Source organism: Capnocytophaga sp. oral taxon 878, from assembly GCF_002999135.1.
Classification (GTDB): domain Bacteria; phylum Bacteroidota; class Bacteroidia; order Flavobacteriales; family Flavobacteriaceae; genus Capnocytophaga.
Window position 1 is genome coordinate 2,050,673 of record NZ_CP027229.1, and the last position, 17,730, is coordinate 2,068,402.

The 17,730-nt window shown below is 36.4% G+C and carries 15 protein-coding genes and 1 pseudogene; 6 read left to right on the forward strand and 10 right to left on the reverse strand.

Going from position 1 to position 17,730, the window contains the following annotated elements; genetic code table 11:
* Positions 1 to 59 precede the first annotated feature (59 nt).
* The 10 genes and pseudogenes from C4H12_RS09185 to C4H12_RS09230 form a co-directional block, all read right to left on the reverse strand.
* A complete protein-coding gene (locus C4H12_RS09185; protein WP_106098653.1) occupies positions 60 to 1,352 on the reverse strand; it encodes a WG repeat-containing protein in 1,293 nt (430 codons plus the stop codon).
* 136 nt (positions 1,353 to 1,488) lie between these two features.
* Positions 1,489 to 2,466, reverse strand: a complete 978-nt coding sequence (locus C4H12_RS09190) for a hypothetical protein (protein WP_254424745.1) — start codon at positions 2,464 to 2,466, stop codon at positions 1,489 to 1,491.
* Positions 2,467 to 2,545: 79 nt separating this feature from the next.
* Positions 2,546 to 3,358, reverse strand: a complete 813-nt coding sequence (locus C4H12_RS09195; protein ID WP_254424746.1) for a hypothetical protein — start codon at positions 3,356 to 3,358, stop codon at positions 2,546 to 2,548.
* 97 nt (positions 3,359 to 3,455) lie between these two features.
* Positions 3,456 to 4,382, reverse strand: a complete 927-nt coding sequence (locus C4H12_RS09200) for a hypothetical protein (RefSeq protein ID WP_254424747.1) — start codon at positions 4,380 to 4,382, stop codon at positions 3,456 to 3,458.
* 79 nt (positions 4,383 to 4,461) lie between these two features.
* Positions 4,462 to 5,376, reverse strand: coding sequence for a hypothetical protein (locus C4H12_RS09205; protein WP_254424748.1), 915 nt, complete (start codon positions 5,374 to 5,376; stop codon positions 4,462 to 4,464).
* A gap of 82 nt (positions 5,377 to 5,458) precedes the next feature.
* Complete coding sequence (locus C4H12_RS09210) at positions 5,459 to 6,313, reverse strand: hypothetical protein (RefSeq protein ID WP_106098655.1); 855 nt, start codon at positions 6,311 to 6,313, stop codon at positions 5,459 to 5,461.
* A 212-nt stretch (positions 6,314 to 6,525) separates the two neighbouring features.
* Entirely contained in the window at positions 6,526 to 7,731 is a 1,206-nt protein-coding gene (locus tag C4H12_RS09215; RefSeq protein ID WP_106098656.1) for a DUF2931 family protein, read from the reverse strand.
* A gap of 3 nt (positions 7,732 to 7,734) precedes the next feature.
* Positions 7,735 to 8,112, reverse strand: coding sequence for a hypothetical protein (locus C4H12_RS09220; RefSeq protein WP_129588229.1), 378 nt, complete (start codon positions 8,110 to 8,112; stop codon positions 7,735 to 7,737).
* A gap of 48 nt (positions 8,113 to 8,160) precedes the next feature.
* Positions 8,161 to 8,415: pseudogene (locus tag C4H12_RS09225) on the reverse strand (transposase); the annotation flags it as partial.
* A gap of 89 nt (positions 8,416 to 8,504) precedes the next feature.
* A complete protein-coding gene (locus tag C4H12_RS09230; RefSeq protein ID WP_106098658.1) occupies positions 8,505 to 10,745 on the reverse strand; it encodes a GH92 family glycosyl hydrolase in 2,241 nt (746 codons plus the stop codon).
* Between the two features lie 402 nt (positions 10,746 to 11,147).
* Here C4H12_RS09230 and C4H12_RS09235 point away from each other — a divergent pair, with 402 nt between their 5' ends.
* The 6 genes from C4H12_RS09235 to C4H12_RS09260 all read left to right on the forward strand — a co-directional run bounded on the left by C4H12_RS09235 (position 11,148) and on the right by C4H12_RS09260 (position 17,729).
* Positions 11,148 to 11,627, forward strand: a complete 480-nt coding sequence (locus C4H12_RS09235) for a hypothetical protein (RefSeq protein ID WP_106098659.1) — start codon at positions 11,148 to 11,150, stop codon at positions 11,625 to 11,627.
* 148 nt (positions 11,628 to 11,775) lie between these two features.
* Positions 11,776 to 11,952 carry a winged helix-turn-helix domain-containing protein gene (locus C4H12_RS09240; RefSeq protein ID WP_254424848.1) on the forward strand — a complete coding sequence of 59 codons (177 nt, stop codon included), beginning with the start codon at positions 11,776 to 11,778 and terminating at the stop codon, positions 11,950 to 11,952.
* Entirely contained in the window at positions 11,949 to 12,575 is a 627-nt protein-coding gene (locus tag C4H12_RS09245) for a Type 1 glutamine amidotransferase-like domain-containing protein (RefSeq protein WP_106098660.1), read from the forward strand. Before C4H12_RS09240 ends, C4H12_RS09245 begins: the two co-directional genes overlap by 4 nt.
* Before the next feature lie 111 nt (positions 12,576 to 12,686).
* The gene (locus C4H12_RS09250; protein WP_106097921.1) at positions 12,687 to 13,727 is read left to right on the forward strand and encodes an IS630 family transposase; all 1,041 of its coding nucleotides are present in this window, start codon (positions 12,687 to 12,689) and stop codon (positions 13,725 to 13,727) included.
* A 59-nt stretch (positions 13,728 to 13,786) separates the two neighbouring features.
* Complete coding sequence (gene mnmG / locus C4H12_RS09255) at positions 13,787 to 15,658, forward strand: tRNA uridine-5-carboxymethylaminomethyl(34) synthesis enzyme MnmG (RefSeq protein WP_106098661.1); 1,872 nt, start codon at positions 13,787 to 13,789, stop codon at positions 15,656 to 15,658.
* 361 nt (positions 15,659 to 16,019) lie between these two features.
* Positions 16,020 to 17,729 (forward strand): glutamine--tRNA ligase/YqeY domain fusion protein, encoded by a 1,710-nt coding sequence (locus C4H12_RS09260; RefSeq protein WP_106098662.1) that lies wholly within the window; start codon positions 16,020 to 16,022, stop codon positions 17,727 to 17,729.
* Position 17,730: the final 1 nt, after the last annotated feature.

The following is a 17,730-nucleotide window of genomic DNA, read 5'->3' on the forward strand; positions in this document are numbered from 1 at the left end:
TCTTTTTTTAAGGCGCTGGTGTTGCTTTCTTTTTACAAAATAGTAATAGATACAAATAACTATTCAAATATTTCGTAAAACTGGCACTCTGAATCTGCATATATGCCACCTCCAGGTAATAGTGCTTTTTTAAGGCGTTTGAGTTTCTTTTCTTTTACAAAATCATACAGATAGTTATAACCATCAAAAGCTACCATAGCAACATTCCCATTTATGTATTCTATACTATTATATTTAGGTTCTACTATTATTTCTCCTTTGAGATTGATAAGCCCATTTACATCATCGGTATATAAACTGTTACCACCAGTATAACAATATCGAGCAACCCCATTTTTAAATGAATACATCTTGCTATTGGCAAACTTAAACGGAATAACGATTTCATTTTTTAGGTTGATATAGCCCCATTTGCCATTTTTGCTTACTGGAGCCAAACCTTCGCTAAAATCAGCGACTTCTTCATATTCTAAGGGGATTACTACCTTGCCATTTGCATCTATATATCCCCATTTACCATCTTTTTTAACTGCAAAAACAGCATTACCAGTCCTATTCTTTCTAAAATCATCATAGGCGCCTAACAAATTACCTTTGAAATCATAGACTTTATACTTACATTCATTATTCTCTCTTAGTAGAACAGTTACTATATTAACATTATCGGAAGGATCAAACATATCAGTATAAAAATCTTGAATAACAGGTTCTCCTTTGAGGTTGATATACATATAATGTTTTGTACCCTCTTTCTGTACTTTAGCTAAACCTTGCTTAAAAGGGAAAGCTTTTTGGTAGGTAGGAGGTATCACCCATTTATTTTTAGTGTTGATATATCCCTCTTTACCGTCTAAATTGGCTACAATAGGAATGTTTTTATCTATTTCAGTGGTATAAACCGAATTATAACTGATAGGAATGACTTCTTTGCCTTCGGAGGTAAAAAGACCTTCTTTTTTATCAAGGCTTACTGTATAGCCATTTTCATTAGGTTCTATAAATGAGTATTTTAAAGGAAATATTACAGTTCCTTTTTGAGAAACTACTCCATACTTTTTATCCTTCTCAACAATAAATTGCCCTTTACAACCAAGTTTTATAAAGTTATATGCCCCTTTAAAAATGAGTTGTAAATTTTCGTTATACACAAAACATTCTGTTTCACTACAAGCGAGGTAGTAAGGATATTTTTCCTCTATAGAATTAAAAGTAGGGGCTAACACTGTTTCCCCTTGTAGGTCTACCAGCCCTTGCTTTTTATTCTCTTCAAAAATAAAGTATTTGGGTTGTGCCAAAGCTGTAAAGCTACACAACAACAATACAAGTCCGAGTAAATGTTGCATCTTTTTCATATTTATTAATTTTTTGACTGCTCTAATGAAGTAGCCGAGTGATATTTCTGAGGTCTCTAAGGTGGTCTTGGCAAGGTCGCGCTTCTCTATCAGTGCCTTGAAGTCTATGGGGGGTTTTGTAGTAAGTGCCTTTCATTTATCTTATAACTTCTAATTCTTTTTTACCTTTTGGGCGATATAAATATATAGGGAAAATTCTTACTTTTTTTCTATTTTCCTCTTCATATCTTCCTACTAGAACAGGCTCTCCTTTACAACGAGGACATTTCATTGCTGTAAATAATAATGTGACTACTCTATCTTCACAATAATAAACCAACTCTTCATTATCAATTGAAGTCATATTAAAATTCTGTAGAGTTCCATCAAATGCAGCTGTATAAAATTTTGCAATATCCTTACTTTCTTTTTCTGTCATAAATAAAGCTTGAGCTACTTCTTTTTCTTTATATAAAATACTCTCTTCAAATTTATTTTCTTCTTTATTGATAATCATATTTCTAAGTTCATTAAACTTGTTTAGAACTTCTTTTTTTAGATTTAAGCTATCAGATAAATCAAATTTTTCTCCATCTTGCCATCCTTTTAATTGATATGGGACATTAGCCTGAAATGTTCCACTATATTCTACATAAGGTTTTCCCATATCTACAAATATATTTTTTCCTGTTTTTTTTTCTTTTTTTAGTGGAACTTCGAAATCTATCACAGGTGTAGAAATCTTTTCAATATCTCCATCATCTTTAAAACGAATAGCTTGTATTTTTAATTGGACTCTTGCCCCTCCTTCTATCATTTTTTGTGGAATTCCATTGATGTGTATAGGAAAAATTCTAATTTTCCAAGATTGTAAACCACTCTTTAAAATTGCTGTATTTATGGGGACACTTGCGCTTAAGGCACCATTTCCCAATCCATAATATCTCTCAATAGGGAAGCCATTAATTAGTATTTCAAAATTACAACCTCCTATAAAATACTCTGCTTGATAACTAATAGCTTGCTCATTATATTTAACTTCTTTATATAAATTTGCTATTTTTTCCATTTTTATTCTTTCTTTACAATTTAAAAATGTTAAAATAGCTATAGCTAATAAATATACTTTTTTCATAAGTTATAATTTAAATTCATACGAAAATCCTTCGTGGATAAGGTATTTTTGCTCTTCGGGCTTAGGTTCTTGTAAATTTTTATTTCCTTATTATCACAAACTCATTACTACCTTGGGGTAAATATAACTTAACTGGAAAATCTTCTGCTCCTGATTTTCTCCCTTTTCGGATTAAAGGGCTCCAACCTTTAATATCTAATGGTGAATAATTGTTAAACTCTCGGGTATGTGTTTTTCGTTCTAAACAAACTAATTTTCCTTCCGCATAAAGTTTCATCTCATAGTCCTCCAAGTATATCATATTGTCTGTGCAATTTTTCTTTATTTCTTCGGATTCTTCTTTATAAATACTATCATAATCTGTTTCATAATCATAAAACATTAATTCTTGGTCTGCCTGTTTCCATAAATCCATATATCTCTCCCCTTCTCCATTATTTAAAATACGCCATAGTTTTTGATAGTATGCTACTACCTTTTTCTCTAATTTATCCTTATCCCATTTACGAAGGTCTTGCCCCTTGCTCCAACCTTCTAATTCATAAGGCAATTCTGTAAGCTCTACATCCCACTCTTGCTCAAAATAAGGCACATCCTCCTTAGGGGCTACAATAGGAAGGGCTACATCTGCTTTGTAATTTAGCATCTCATCGGTCTCTTTATTTCTGATGTAGCTGCCAAAAAACAAATTACATCTCATAATATTCTCTACTGTTACCAAAGTATCTCCTTTTCTAAAAAGTGGAAATATCTGTAATTTTATTTTACATTTCCCATTTTTTAACACATAAGGATTTAAATCTATGGCTGTACCCAAAGGCATATTAAGTTCCGAAGCTTTTATATCATTAACATAAACAATTACTGGAATATTGGTTGTTATATCAATCATATAAGTTATTTGTTTTTTCAAGGGTATTATTTTTTTTTGTGCATTATGACAATTAAACCATAAAATAAAACACAAAAATACTAATTGTCTCATAATCTTACATTCTTATTATTACAAACTCATTACTACCTTCGGGTAAATATAATTTAACGGGATAATCCGCAGCTCCTGATTTTTCTCCTTTACTGATTAAAGGACTCCAACCTTTGATATCCAAAGGAGATTTATTATTAAACTCCTTTGTATGTGTCTTTCGTTCTAAACAAACCAATTTTCCTTCCGCATAAAGTTTCATCTCATAGTCCTCCAACGGTATCATTGTGCCTTTACAATATTCTTCTACATCTTCAATTGTATTTTCTACAAGTTTTAAATATCTTTCTTGTGTTGTATAATAATATGAAAATAATTCCTGGTCTGCTTTCTTCCAAACTTCTACATATTTTTCCCCTTCTCCATTATTTAAAATACGCCATAGCTTCTGATAGTATGCTACTACTTTTTTCTCCAATTCTTTTTTGTCCCATTTACGAAGGTCTTGCCCCTTACTCCAACCTTCTAACTCATAAGGCAATTCTGTAAGCTCTACATCCCACTCTTGCTCAAAATAAGGCACATCCTCCTTAGGGACTACAATAGGAAGGGCTACATCTGCTTTGTAATTTAGTATCTCATCGGTCTCTTTATTTCTGATGTAGCTGCCAAAAAACAAATTACATCTCATAATATTCTCTACTGTTACCAAAGTATCTCCTCTTCTAAAAAGTGGAAATATCTGTAATTTTATTTTACATTTCCCATTTTTTAATACATAAGGATTTAAATCTATGGCTGTGCCCAAAGGCATATTAAGTTCCGAAGCTTTTATATCATTAACATAAACAATTACTGGAATATTGGTTGTTATATCAATCATATAAGTTATTTGTTTTTCCAAGGGTATTTGTTGTGTTTCTATTTTTTTTTGTGCATTATGACAATTAAACATTAAAATAGCTATAGCTAATAAATATACTTTTTTCATAAGTTATAATTTAAATTCATACGAAAATCCTTCGTGGATAAGGTATTTTTGCTCTTCGGGCTTAGGTTCTTCTAAATTTTTATTTCCTTATTATCACAAACTCATTACTACCTTCAGGTAAATATAATTTAACGGGAAATTCTGCTCCGCCTCTTACTTGACCTTTTCGCACTAATGGGCTCCAACCTTTCAAATCTAAGGGGAAATAATTATTAAATTCTCGGGTATGTGTTTTTCGTTCTAAACAAACCAATCTTCCTTCTGCATAAAGTTTCATCTCATAGTCCTCCAACGGTATCATTCTATTTACACAATGCTTTTTTATATCGGCAATTTCAGATTTATTTGCTTCATCAATCTCTGTATCATAATCATATATAGCATTTTCATCATCGGCTTTTTCCCAAAGTTTCATAAACCTTTCGCCATCTCCATCGTTAAGCATTTTCCATAGCTTCTGATAGTATGCTACTACCTTTTTCTCCAATTCTTTTTTATCCCATTTACGAAAGTCTTGACCTTTGCTCCAACCTTCTAACTCATAAGGCAATTCTGTAAGCTCTACATCCCACTCCTGCTCAAAATAAGGTACATCAATTGTGGGGGCTGTAATAGGCAAAAGTTTATCTTCATAGTTTAATATCTCATCTGTCTCTCTATTTCTGATGTAGCTACCAAATGATATATTTGATTTCTCAATATCATCAAATTCAATCAATTTTTTTCCAGCTTTAAAGGCTGGAAATATCCTCAATTTTACCTTATATTTTCCATTTTTTAATATATATGGGTTCATATTTACACCACTATTTCCTCCTACATAATCACAATCTGCTTTTATATCGTTGATATAAAGTTCATAAGGTACACGCATCGACAAAGAAATGCCATAAGTTATTTGTTTTTCCAAGGGTATTTGTTGTGTCTCTATTTTTTTTTGTGCATTATGACAATTAAACAATAAAATTATAAATATAAAAAGTATTTTTTTCATAAACTAATCTAACTTAAATTCATACGAAAATCCTTCGTGGATAAGGTATTTTTGCTCTTCGGGCTTAGGTTCTTCTAAATTTTTATTTCCTTATTATCACAAACTCATTACTACCTTGGGGTAAATATAACTTAACTGGAAAATCTTCTGCTCCTGATTTTCTCCCTTTTCGGATTAAAGGGCTCCAACCTTTAATATCTAATGGTGAATAATTGTTAAACTCTCGGGTATGTGTTTTTCGTTCTAAGGTTACTAACTTCCCCTCTGCATAAAGTTTTAACTCATAATCCTCCAAGGGTATCATATTGTCTGTGCAATTTTTCTTTATTTCTTCGGATTCTTCTTTATAAATACTATCATAATCTGTTTCATAATCATAAAACATTAATTCTTGGTCTGCCTGTTTCCATAAATCCATATATCTCTCCCCTTCTCCATTATTTAAAATACTCCATAGCTTCTGATAGTATGCTACTACCTTTTTCTCCAATTCTTTTTTATCCCATTTACGAAGGTCTTGACCTTTGCTCCAACCTTCTAATTCGTAAGGTAATTCTGTAAGCTCTACCTCCCACTCCTGCTCAAAATAAGGTACATCCTCCTTAGGGGCTACAATAGGAAGGGCTACATCTGCTTTGTAATTTAGTATCTCATTGGTCTCTTTATTTCTGATGTAGCTGCCAAAAAACAAATTACATCTCATAATATTCTCTACTGTTACCAAAGTATCTCCTCTTCTAAAAAGTGGAAATATCTGTAATTTTATTTTACATTTCCCATTTTTTAATACATAAGGATTTAAATCTATGGCTGTACCCAAAGGCATATTAAGTTCCGAAGCTTTTATATCATTAACATAAACAATTACTGGAATATTGGTTGTTATATCAATCATATAAGTTATTTGTTTTTCCAAGGGTATTTGTTGTATTTTCATTTCCCCTGTATTTTGTGTATTATGACAATTAAACAATAAAATTATAAATATAAAAAGTATTTTTTTCATAAACTAATCTAATTTAAATTCATACGAAAATCCTTCGTGGATTAAATATTTTTTGAGGTTTCTAAGGTGGTCTTGGCAAGGTCGTGCTTCTCTATCAACGCCTTGAAGTCTATTGGGGGGGTGTAGTAAGTGCCTTTCATAGATTACTCTTTTGGATATAATTGGATGTTAAATGTACTATTAAATAGCTCAAACTCTACATTGGGGATTTCCTGCATTATATCATCTTTTTTTAGGTATAGTTTAGGATTTTCAAATTTTTCATCTATTTCTAAATGTAGATCAAAGGGTTGTTTTCCTATCCTTTCATAAAACTCCTTAAAAAGTTTTACAAGCTCTTGCTCTCGTTTGCGATATTGTTCATAAGGCAAAGCAATAAACTCTTCACCCCCTACATTACCAGGGTAAACCCTTATTACATACTCACCTTCTTGCCCATCATACACAGCATCTACTTCTACAGGAATAGGTTTAGGGGCAAAACCTGTTAAAAAATCAAGGTCAAAATGCATATTTTTCTCCCCGTCAATAAATAAAAGATACTTGCCGGCATCATAAGGACGTGAAATCATTTTTAGAGGATAATCATCTTTATCCGCAATATGGATGGTAAAACGCCAAGGGTATTTAATGATAACCTCCTTCCATATATGAGTTGAAAGTTTATTGTTTCTGATCTCCTCTTGAGTTTGTTGCGGCATACTATTTTGGTATTGTTGTGCAGTGGTTTCTCTTGACCAATCCCTTACAATGCTTATTTCTGGTACTTCCATTATCCTATGGAAAGCCTCATCTCCTTCTACAATATACTCTTTTGCTTGATATTCACCAACTAAAATAGTATTGGCTCCACTTAAATAGAGCAATACCTGTCCTGCAGGCAATACTGCAATTTTAAAATCATAATAGCTGGTATCGCCAAACTTGTCAAGATAACCTTCTTGAAACAACTTAGTGATACGAGGCACATCTAAATCAAAAGAACCTGAATAAAACTTATTTTCCGCATACGAAAACCAGGTAATCTCCATTTTTACGGGGATAGGACGCTCCCACTCTCCTACGATATCTGTTCCTGAGTCGTGGAATAGAGTTGATTTTAAGCTTTGCATAGAAGGAATATATTCCCTTTCTCCATTATTGTAAATGAATGCACCATCTACTATTTCTGTTGTATATCCTTCATCTCCTGTGGTTAAAATAAGCCAGTGGTATTTTTTTGTCATCTTATTCATTATTTTTGTTATAGAATGTTTTGCTTTACTAAGTTTCCAAGCTACATTCTTTCTATAGTAAACGAGTGTTCCTATCAGAAGCACTATAATGCCTATTATTACATACTTTTTCATAATTTATCCTTGTAAAATGTCTCGTTTAGGTTTTCCTTCTTTATATCTCCCATACATAGCTATCATATCATCATCCTGATTAGAACAGTGTAGATACTGATGTCTTAATTTGTGTAAATCTTCTTTTGATAGATGAACCTTTATAGAATTGATCCCATCATTTTCCTTTGCATACTCCAGTATCTGGTCTTGTATTCTATATAAAAAATCATCTTGTTCTTTAGTTATTACATACTTACTCATCTTATCTTTATCAAAAATAAGTTTTGAACTATATTTATTACAAAAATATACCATTATTTTTAGAGCAATATACTGATAATTATTTGATAAAGATTTACGAACTCCATATAAATTATATTGATATGCTACTACAGTCACTCCTTGTTGAACAGTGTTTAAAATCTGTTTTTTGAGGTGTCTATTTAGCTACATACTAATTGACTTTGGGGAAACGGGAGAACGTTCTACAATTCTTTTCATTAATTTGTTAAAGATAGTCTCTTTGCTCTGTGAGCGATTGATTCTAAAACTATACTCAGCTAAATAGCGGTCTATATTAAACTCTGAAACCCAAGAATATATACCTCTTATCCAAGATTTTGCTTGGTGTATTACTTTGTGTAATGTAGGAAAATTCTTTCCGTCATTACTCGGTTTTTGAGTTATATTATAGTCCTTTATTTGTCCCTTAAATAATTCCATAATACATTAATTTTCAGAGTACAAATGTATAAAATTATTTTGACACCTCAATTATTTTTTTTGTTGATTTATTTGCTGATTAATTCAAATCGTATTTTTTTAGCGTTTTTCAGTGCTTCGTGGGTGATGAAATACGACTTGTAGGGTTTGTTATCTATATAGATGTTTTTGATATAGATATTTTCGGGTGAAGCATTACTTTCTATCACTAAATCACCTGCTGGATAGTACTTTGGATCACGTTTCAAGGTGATTTTATTGAACTTAGGCGAGGTAAAGGTGTAGGTAGGCTCAGCAGGAGTGATAGGGTAAAAGCCTGCCATACCATAGACAAGCCAAGCGGACATTACCCCTGTATCTTCATTACCAGGGAGTCCTGCGGGTTTGTTTTGAAAATACTCATTGATGAGTTGGTCTACTTTCTGTTGTGTTTTCCACTCTTTGCCTTTTAGGAAGTTATAGAGATAGGGGTAGGCAATATCGGGTTCGTTCGCCATATCGTACTGCTTGCTATCAAAAATATGGTCGAGTTGCTTTTCAAAAGCTTTCTCGCCTCCCATTAGCTTAATCATTCCTTTCACATCGTGGGTAACCATATAGACATACTGCCACGCATTGCCCTCGATATAGCCTACATTCTCTTCAAAATTGGCACCACTTTCGGGATTGAAAGGTGCATACCACTTACCATTGGCGTGACGGGGACGCAATAAATGAGTTTCTTTGTCGAATAACTTTCTATACGAATAGGCTTGTTTGTTAAACTTCTCGTAATCGGCTTTTTTGCCTAATTTTTTAGCTATTTGAGCAATGGCAAAGTCGGCGATATTATACTCTTGGGTAGTAGATACGGGACCTTTTACGCCTCCGTCTACGCTAAGATAACCTAATTGCCAATACTCTTTTACCCCTGGGCGTATAGGGTTATTTTCAAGGGTATTTGCCCCTTTGAGCATTGCCTGGTAGGCTGTTTGTATATCAAAATCGGTAAGGCCGTGCAGGTAAGTATCGGCTAATACGATACTGGCAGGGTCACCTACCATTGTAAAGGTTTCAGTTGAATTGAGTTCCCATTTGGGCAGCCAACCGCTTTCTTTGTAAATATCTAACATAGTACGCACCATTTGCAATTGCTGTTCGGGGTAGAGCAGGGTGAGCAGCTGGTGGTAATTGCGATAGGTATCCCAAAGCGAGAACACCGTATAGCGCTGGTTATTTTTGCCTATTTTGTTAGTCTTGCTCTCAGGGTAATCGCCATTTACATCGTTGAGTAGGTTGGGGTGAATAAGCGCGTGGTAGAGTGCTGTGTAGAATATCGTTTTTTGGTCGTCGGTACCACCTTCGACAGTAGCGCGAAGGGCATCATTCCACGTTTGGCGAGTAGCGGCATATACCTCATTAAAAGTGCGGTTGCCTATTTCTTTTTCGAGGTTTTCACGAGCATTGGCAATGCTCACGTAGGAAATACCCACTTTGAGTTCCACTACTTCCTCTTTATCAAATTTATAGCGGAAATACGCCCCTATACTATCGCCTACTACCTCGCGAGCGAATTGCTCTTTAAGACGAGTTTCGCCGTTGTACCACATCCATTGGGCTTCGACGCCTTGGTGCTTTTCGGGAGTATGCCATACGCCATAAGAAGGGGCTGCCTTGCTTACTTTGGCTACAAAATACACTGGATAGGCGAGTTCTGGACTGTTATAACAGAAAGTACCTACCATACGCATTCCTTCGACCTCGGTAGGTGATACGAATTTGAGCATTGCGCCCTTCTCATTAGTAAGCCCCAATCCGAGATTGATGAGCAGGTTGGCTTCACCTTTGGGGAAGTGATAGCGGGTAATACCTGCGCGGGTGGTGGCAGTAGCTTCGGTTTTGATATTATATTTGGTGAGGAAATTACTGTAATAGCCTGCTTTGGCAACTTCTTGAGTGTAGGTAGAGCCGTAATTGAGGTGGTTTACTTGTAACTTGCCAGTAGTAGGCATTGCGATAATCACCCCCAGTTCGGGACAGCCTACGCCACTGAGATTGACGTGGGTGAGTCCTGTGAAGAATTTATTTTCATTTACATAGGGATTGGAAAGCCAACGGCTGTCTTTTTCGAGTGGAGCCTTCACCCCAGTAGTATCGAAAGCTACATTAAAAGGCGAGATGCTGAGCATACCGCGCGGAGCAATAGCGCCAGGGTGTGTAGCACCGAAATTGGAGGTTCCTATAAAGGGATTGATATAATCAATGGGTTGTTGTTGTGCGTGAAGTGAACTTGCTATGCAAAGCCCTAAAAGAGTAATATATTTTCTCATTGTACTGTTGTTACTAAAATAGACCGCAAAAATACTGCAAATTATTTTAATTCGCAAATTTTAAAGGTAGATAAAAGACAAGAAGAATTGTGAGGAAGGAGGGGGTGTGGCGGTTGGTGGGAAGAGGGTTTTGGTTTTTGATACAGGCTGAGAAATGGATGTGGTAGGTAGGAGTGGCTGAATGGGTATCCTTCGCGACATACTTAGCTGCGCCAGCTCGCTAACTATAGTTCGTTTATCCTTCGTTATTCGTTCGTTATTCGTTCGTTCGGGGTAGGGTTATAGTTTTGGGATATTGGGAGGGGTGTTATGTGGTGGTAGGGAGGTATTAATTTTTTATTAGTTTGTGTGTATTCAAAAAAAATAATGTACTTTTGCAATTTCAAAAGAGTTTAAAACGTTATGCCACGTATATATTATAGGGAAAGAAAACTGCATAAGCCTCGACTGAAGAATGAGGTTATTACTACTTCGGTATTTGATAAAATTATTGAGCGATGCGCCTTTATTCCGGAGGATGCTTTGCAGATTTTTGAATTGCCACAAAAGAGTTCGGGGTTTGCTTTTTGGAAATCGGAAAAGGCTTTTAAATACGCTGTGGTATGGAACAACGAAAGGCCGCATAATACTTACGAATACGGTGATTTTTATCTGCCTAAAGCTATAGTTTTTTACGATGTTAAGGATGCTTATTTCCCTTCGGATTACTACTCGGTTGTAGAGATTGATGGGGAATTGGAACTTGGGCATATTAAGGCTGGTGGAGATACGGCTTGGTATGAGCAACCACAACTATGGCACGAGGTGTGTAACCCTAAACTTATAAAACGCTTTGAGAAAAGTATTGCTGAACTAGACGAATTGCTGAATAAAGAAAAATAACAATGCCTTATTAGGAAAAAAGAGGGGAGAAAATGAAGTAGGCTAGTGCTTTATATTGGCAATTATAGTCAAACAAATTTAGATTGCGAATAAATAAAAAATTATTATCTTTGCACTGTCTTATCAAGGTCTGCTTAATATTTTTCAAATAGAATCCTTAAAACAAGAGTTACGCACACATCTTTATACAGATGCAAAACAAGTATCTCAATGGGTTAAAGACACTTTTGAAGTTACCTATACTCCACAAGGAATGGCTGATTTACTTAACAGAATGAGGCAATTCGAACTAAATTTAGAAATCTTAAATAATTATCACATATGAAAAGATTATTTTTAACCTCATCATTCAGTTCAGTAGCAGAATTGTTTGAAGATTTTGCAGGTGAACCCGTAAAAGGGAAAAAACTTGCTTTTATTCCAACAGCAAGTTTGGTAGAAAAAGTGCGTTTTTATGTAGATGATGATAGAAAAGCCTTTGAAAAATTAGGTCTTATCATAGAAGAATTAGAAGTTTCTACCGCTACTACCGAAGAAATAGCTACAGCATTAGAGCGAAATGATTATATTTTCATTTCTGGAGGGAATACATTCTACCTAATGCAAGAACTAAAAAAGAAAGGGGCTGACAAGCTACTTATAGAACAAATTAATAATGGAAAGTTGTACATAGGTACTTCAGCGGGTTCTGTCATTGCCTCTCCTACTATTGAATTTGTTAGCGATATGGACGAGACCAAAAAAGCTCCTGAACTTACTGATTATTCAGGCTTACATTTGGTAGATTTTTACTTATTGCCTCATTATCTGAACTTTCCATATGAGGAATCTAGTCAAAAAGTAGTAAACGAATATTCACCGAAAATAGATCTGAGACCTATTTCCAACAATCAAGTAATTACTGTTTTAGGTAATGAAATAAAAACACTTGAAAAACCCACCAGCTGAACACGTTGGCAAAAGCCGCCATGCCCAGCTAACACCTATTGCAATAGCTATATATAGTCAAACAAATTTAGATTGCGAATAAATAAAAGATTTATTATCTTTGCATTGTCTATGGAACTAACAGTGTCACCAACAGAAATAGAGGAACTTAGAAAGCTCCAACGCAACTTGCAAGGTCGCTCGGATTATGCCCGAGTTACCTGCATTTTGATGCTTTCTATGGGCAATACTCCTATTTTTGTTGCTGATTGCTTGGGTATAGACATTTCTACTGTTTATCGTTATCGTTCCTTATATCTTGAAGGAGGACTAGATAAACTCCTTGAGAATCGTTATAGAGGTTATCAAGGTCTGCTTAATATTTTTCAAATAGAATCCTTAAAACAAGAGTTACGCACACATCTTTATACAGATGCAAAACAAGTATCTCAATGGGTTAAAGACACTTTTGAAGTTACCTATACTCCACAAGGAATGGCTGATTTACTTAACAGAATTGGTTTTTCCTACAAGAAAACAACCGAAGTGCCTTGTGAAGCGGATCCTTTAAAACAAAAACTATTTGCTGAAGCACTCTCTAAAATTCTTCAAGAAAAGGAAGAAGGGGATGTGGTGTATTTTGCCGATGGTGTTCATCCTACGCACAACAGCCGTTCCACTTATGCTTGGATAGAGAAAGGTAAAGAGTTTCAACAACCAACAGTTAGTGGGCGTGATAGAGTGAATATTAATGGTTTACTTAATGCTTATGATGTTACAGATGTAATAGCTCTTGATTGTGAATGCGTTAATGCAGAATCAACAAAAGAACTTTACGAATTAGCTCTTAAAAAGCATCCAAACGCTAAAAATATTTATATTATATCCGATAATGCTCGCTACTATCACAATAAAGAACTTCAAAACTGGGTAGAAGATAATAGAATCAAGCAAATTTTCTTGCCTCCATACTCTCCGAACCTCAATTTAATAGAGCGCTTGTGGAAATTCTTACGAAAAAAAGTAATCAATACGGGTTTCTATCGGAACAAGACAGAATTCCGAGATGCTATAAGGAATTTCTTTGATAATATACATACTTATAAAAAGGAGTTAGAGTCACTTCTAACTCTCAATTTCCGTTTGATAAATTCGCAAACCATTTCTTTTTGACTATAAATTCTATTTGAATAAAACGAGCATACAAACTGACAACTAACGAGTAATGACTAATGTTTAGAACTGAATACGATGTAATAGTAATAGGCGGTGGACACGCAGGAGCTGAAGCTGCTGCGGCAGCTGCTAATATGGGCGCACAAACCCTGCTAATTACTATGAACTTACAACATATTGCCCAAATGAGCTGCAACCCTGCAGTAGGAGGTATTGCTAAGGGACAAATAGTGCGTGAGATAGACGCACTGGGCGGCTATATGGGTATTATTACGGATAAAACGGCTATCCAATTTAAGATGCTGAACCAATCCAAAGGGCCTGCGATGTGGAGTCCGCGTGCGCAATCGGATAGGATGCGGTTTTCGGAAGCATGGCGCTTACAACTGGAGAGTCTTCCTACTCTTGACTTTTTTCAAGGGATGGTGAATGACCTGCTAATAGAAAAGGATAAAGTGGTAGGAGTACGCACCTCATTAGGGGTAAGTATTAAAGCTAAAAGTGTGGTGCTTACCAATGGTACCTTCTTGAACGGAGTAATGCACATAGGACTGAAACAGTTTGGCGGTGGACGCGCTGGTGAACCTGCTGCTTACGGGCTTACTGAATGCCTTGTAGAACACGGTTTTGAGGCTGGACGTATGAAGACGGGTACGCCGCCCCGTGTGGATGCCCGCTCGCTTGATTTTAGTAAGATGATACCTCAGCCGGGGGATGCTAATCCGCAGAAGTTTTCATTTAGTGATGAAACTAAACCTCTTGCTGTGCAAAAGGACTGTTATATGACTTACACCAATGAGCGGGTGCATAATATACTGCGTACGGGTTTTGACCGTTCGCCTATGTTCCAAGGGATTATTCACGGTGTGGGGCCGCGCTATTGCCCATCGGTAGAGGATAAGATTAATCGTTTTGCTGATAAAGAAAGGCACCCTATATTTGTAGAACCTGAAGGATGGGATACGGTTGAGATGTATGTGAATGGGTTTTCGACCTCGCTGCCTGAAGAGGTGCAATATGCTGCCCTTAGCCAAGTGGCGGGATTTGAGAATGTGAAGTTTTTAAGACCTGGGTATGCTATAGAGTATGATTACTTCCCCCCTACCCAGCTGAAACATACCTTGGAGACTAAACTGATAGAGAACCTTTATTTTGCTGGGCAAATAAATGGTACTACTGGTTATGAAGAGGCTGCTGCACAGGGACTTATGGCGGGGGTGAACGCTGTGCTGAAAGTGCGTGAACGTGAGCCTTTTATCCTGAAAAGAGATGAGGCTTATATTGGGGTGCTTATTGATGACCTGATTACTAAGGGTACTGAGGAGCCTTACCGTATGTTCACCTCACGTGCTGAATATCGTACGCTTTTGCGACAAGATAATGCTGATAATAGGCTTACGCCTCTGGGCTATGAAATAGGTACTGTGAGTGAAGCTAGGTACCGCTTATGGGAGGCTAAAGAGCGTAGGGTGAGTGACTTTATTACTTATATAAAAGAGCTGAGTGTAACCCCTGAAGAGGTGAATCCTATATTAGAAAAATATGACTCATCGGCAATGAAACAGGGTGATAAACTACAGAAAGTGCTTTCGCGCCCTGATGTTACCCTTGCTGACTTTGAACATCTGAAAAGTGTGGCTGAGTACCTTGCTACTCATACCCTTAGCGAGGAAGAGAAGACTTGTGCCGAAGTGGAGGTGAAATATGCTGGCTATATAGAGAAAGAACGCAATAATGCTGACAAGCTGAACAGGCTGGAGAGTGTAAGGATTCCTGATAATTTTGATTATGATAAGATTGTATCGCTTTCATTTGAGGGTAGGGAGAAGCTGAAGAAGATTAGACCTACTACTTTGTCACAGGCTTCGCGCATTAGTGGTGTATCGCCTGCGGATGTGAGTATCTTGCTGATTTATATGGGTAGATAGGAGTGTTATACTTATAACAAGGATATTATAGAGCAAAGTGTGTAAAGCGCTTTGCTCTTTTTTTGTGTGTTAGGGGGGAAACTATCCTTCGTTTATAGTTCGTTTATCCTTCGTTATTCGTTCGTTCGGGATAGGGTAATGGTATGGTGATATTGGAGTGCTGGGAAGGTGATGTTAGAATCTTCTGAAAATCACATTAGAATCTTCTGAAAATGATATTAGAATGTTTTGGGGGTTATGGTGGAATTGTTTTGGGTGCTGGGGGTATCTTGGGGAGTGTGAAGGTGTAATAAAATTTGGTAATTGGCAAATTATTTGTACTTTTGCAGTCTGAAATAATATACCATTAATCATTGAAAAAATGAGTGAAGAATTAAAAGAACAACGTTCCAATAACTTTATTGAAAATATTATTGAGGAGGATTTGGCTGGGGGATTTCCTGCTAATGCTTTGCGTTTTCGTTTTCCTCCTGAACCCAATGGCTATTTGCATTTGGGGCATGCTAGTTCTATCTGCCTTAACTTTGGATTGGGGTTGCGTTATAATGCGCCTGTGAATTTACGTTTTGACGACACGAATCCTTCAAAAGAGGAACAAGAATATGTGGATGCTATCCGGAAGGATGTGGAATGGCTTGGATTTAAATGGGATAAGGAGTGTTATGCTTCGGACTATTTTCAAGAACTATATGATTGGGCTGTTATGCTTATAAAGCAGGGGAAGGCTTATGTGGATAAACAGACCTCGGAAGAGATAGCTGCGCAGAAGGGTACGCCTACGGTTGCGGGAAGTGAGAGTCCGTATAGGAATACTCCTGTTGAGGAGAATCTTGCTCTTTTTGAGAGGATGAAGAATGGGGAGTTTGAGAATGGTACTTATGTGCTTAGGGCTAAGATAGATATGGCATCGGCTAATATGCTAATGCGAGACCCTATTATTTATAGGATTATGAATGCTTCGCACCATCGTACTGGGGATAAATGGCATATTTACCCTATGTATGACTGGGCACATGGTGAGAGTGATTACCTTGAACAGATTTCGCACTCACTTTGTACATTGGAGTTTTTGCCGCATAGGGAGTTATATGATTGGTTTTTAGACCAAGTTATGCCGAGGGAAGCGTTGCCCCAAGGAGAGGGAGGAACGCGCCCTAAACAGAGGGAGTTTGCACGCCGCAACCTTAGTCATACGATTGTGAGCAAGCGAAAGCTATTGCAATTGGTAAATGAAAATTATGTGGCTGGGTGGGATGACCCGCGTATGCCTACTATTTCGGGACTTAGACGCCGGGGGTATACTCCTGAGGCTATTCGGAAATTTGCCGATACGATAGGGATTGCGAAGCGTGAGAACTTAATAGATGTATCATTACTTGAGTTTTGTGTACGGGAGGATCTGAACAAAAAGGCTAATAGAGTAATGGCGGTGCTTGACCCTATAAAAGTAGTGATTACAAACTACCCTAAAGATACTGAAGAATGGCTTGAGGCTGAAAATAACCCAGAGGTGAGTGAACTGACTTTCCGGAAGGTGCCTTTTAGCAGAGAGCTTTATATAGAACGTGATGATTTTAGGGAAGAGGCTGATAAAAAGTACTTCCGACTAAAATTAGGCGGTGAGGTGAGGCTAAAGAATGCGTATATTATTAAGGCTGAAAGTGTGGTGAAAGATGCTGATGGCAATATTACAGAAATACACTGTACTTATGATACTGAAAGCCGTAGTGGTAGTGGTACTGAGGCTAGCATGCGCAAGGTGAAGGGTACGTTACACTGGGTATCGGTAGGGCATTGTGTGAAGGCTGAAGCGCGCTTATATGACCGCCTATTTACAATTGCTGAACCTGATAGACAAGAGGATAGCTTTTTGAATTATATCAATCCTGAATCATTAAAAGTAGTAACTGCTTATGTAGAGCCGAGCTTGAGGAGTGCTAAAGTAGGTGAGACATTGCAGTTCCAACGATTGGGATACTTTAGTGTAGATCCTGACAGTACTGATGATAAGCTTGTATTCAATAAAACTGTAGGCTTAAAAGATACTTGGGAGAAAGTAAAAACTGAATAAT

Bases quoted from the DNA above. Each gene is read 5' to 3' on its own strand.
- C4H12_RS09185 (WP_106098653.1), bottom strand. From the start codon at position 1,352: ATGAAAAAGATGCAACATTTACTCGGACTTGTATTGTTGTTGTGTAGC.
- C4H12_RS09190 (WP_254424745.1), bottom strand. From the start codon at position 2,466: ATGAAAAAAGTATATTTATTAGCTATAGCTATTTTAACATTTTTAAAT.
- C4H12_RS09195 (WP_254424746.1), bottom strand. From the start codon at position 3,358: ATGATTGATATAACAACCAATATTCCAGTAATTGTTTATGTTAATGAT.
- C4H12_RS09200 (WP_254424747.1), bottom strand. From the start codon at position 4,382: ATGAAAAAAGTATATTTATTAGCTATAGCTATTTTAATGTTTAATTGT.
- C4H12_RS09205 (WP_254424748.1), bottom strand. From the start codon at position 5,376: ATGAAAAAAATACTTTTTATATTTATAATTTTATTGTTTAATTGTCAT.
- C4H12_RS09210 (WP_106098655.1), bottom strand. From the start codon at position 6,313: ATGAAAATACAACAAATACCCTTGGAAAAACAAATAACTTATATGATT.
- C4H12_RS09215 (WP_106098656.1), bottom strand. From the start codon at position 7,731: ATGAAAAAGTATGTAATAATAGGCATTATAGTGCTTCTGATAGGAACA.
- C4H12_RS09230 (WP_106098658.1), bottom strand. From the start codon at position 10,745: ATGAGAAAATATATTACTCTTTTAGGGCTTTGCATAGCAAGTTCACTT.
- C4H12_RS09235 (WP_106098659.1), top strand. From the start codon at position 11,148: ATGCCACGTATATATTATAGGGAAAGAAAACTGCATAAGCCTCGACTG.
- C4H12_RS09245 (WP_106098660.1), top strand. From the start codon at position 11,949: ATGAAAAGATTATTTTTAACCTCATCATTCAGTTCAGTAGCAGAATTG.
- C4H12_RS09250 (WP_106097921.1), top strand. From the start codon at position 12,687: ATGGAACTAACAGTGTCACCAACAGAAATAGAGGAACTTAGAAAGCTC.
- mnmG (WP_106098661.1), top strand. From the start codon at position 13,787: ATGTTTAGAACTGAATACGATGTAATAGTAATAGGCGGTGGACACGCA.
- C4H12_RS09260 (WP_106098662.1), top strand. From the start codon at position 16,020: ATGAGTGAAGAATTAAAAGAACAACGTTCCAATAACTTTATTGAAAAT.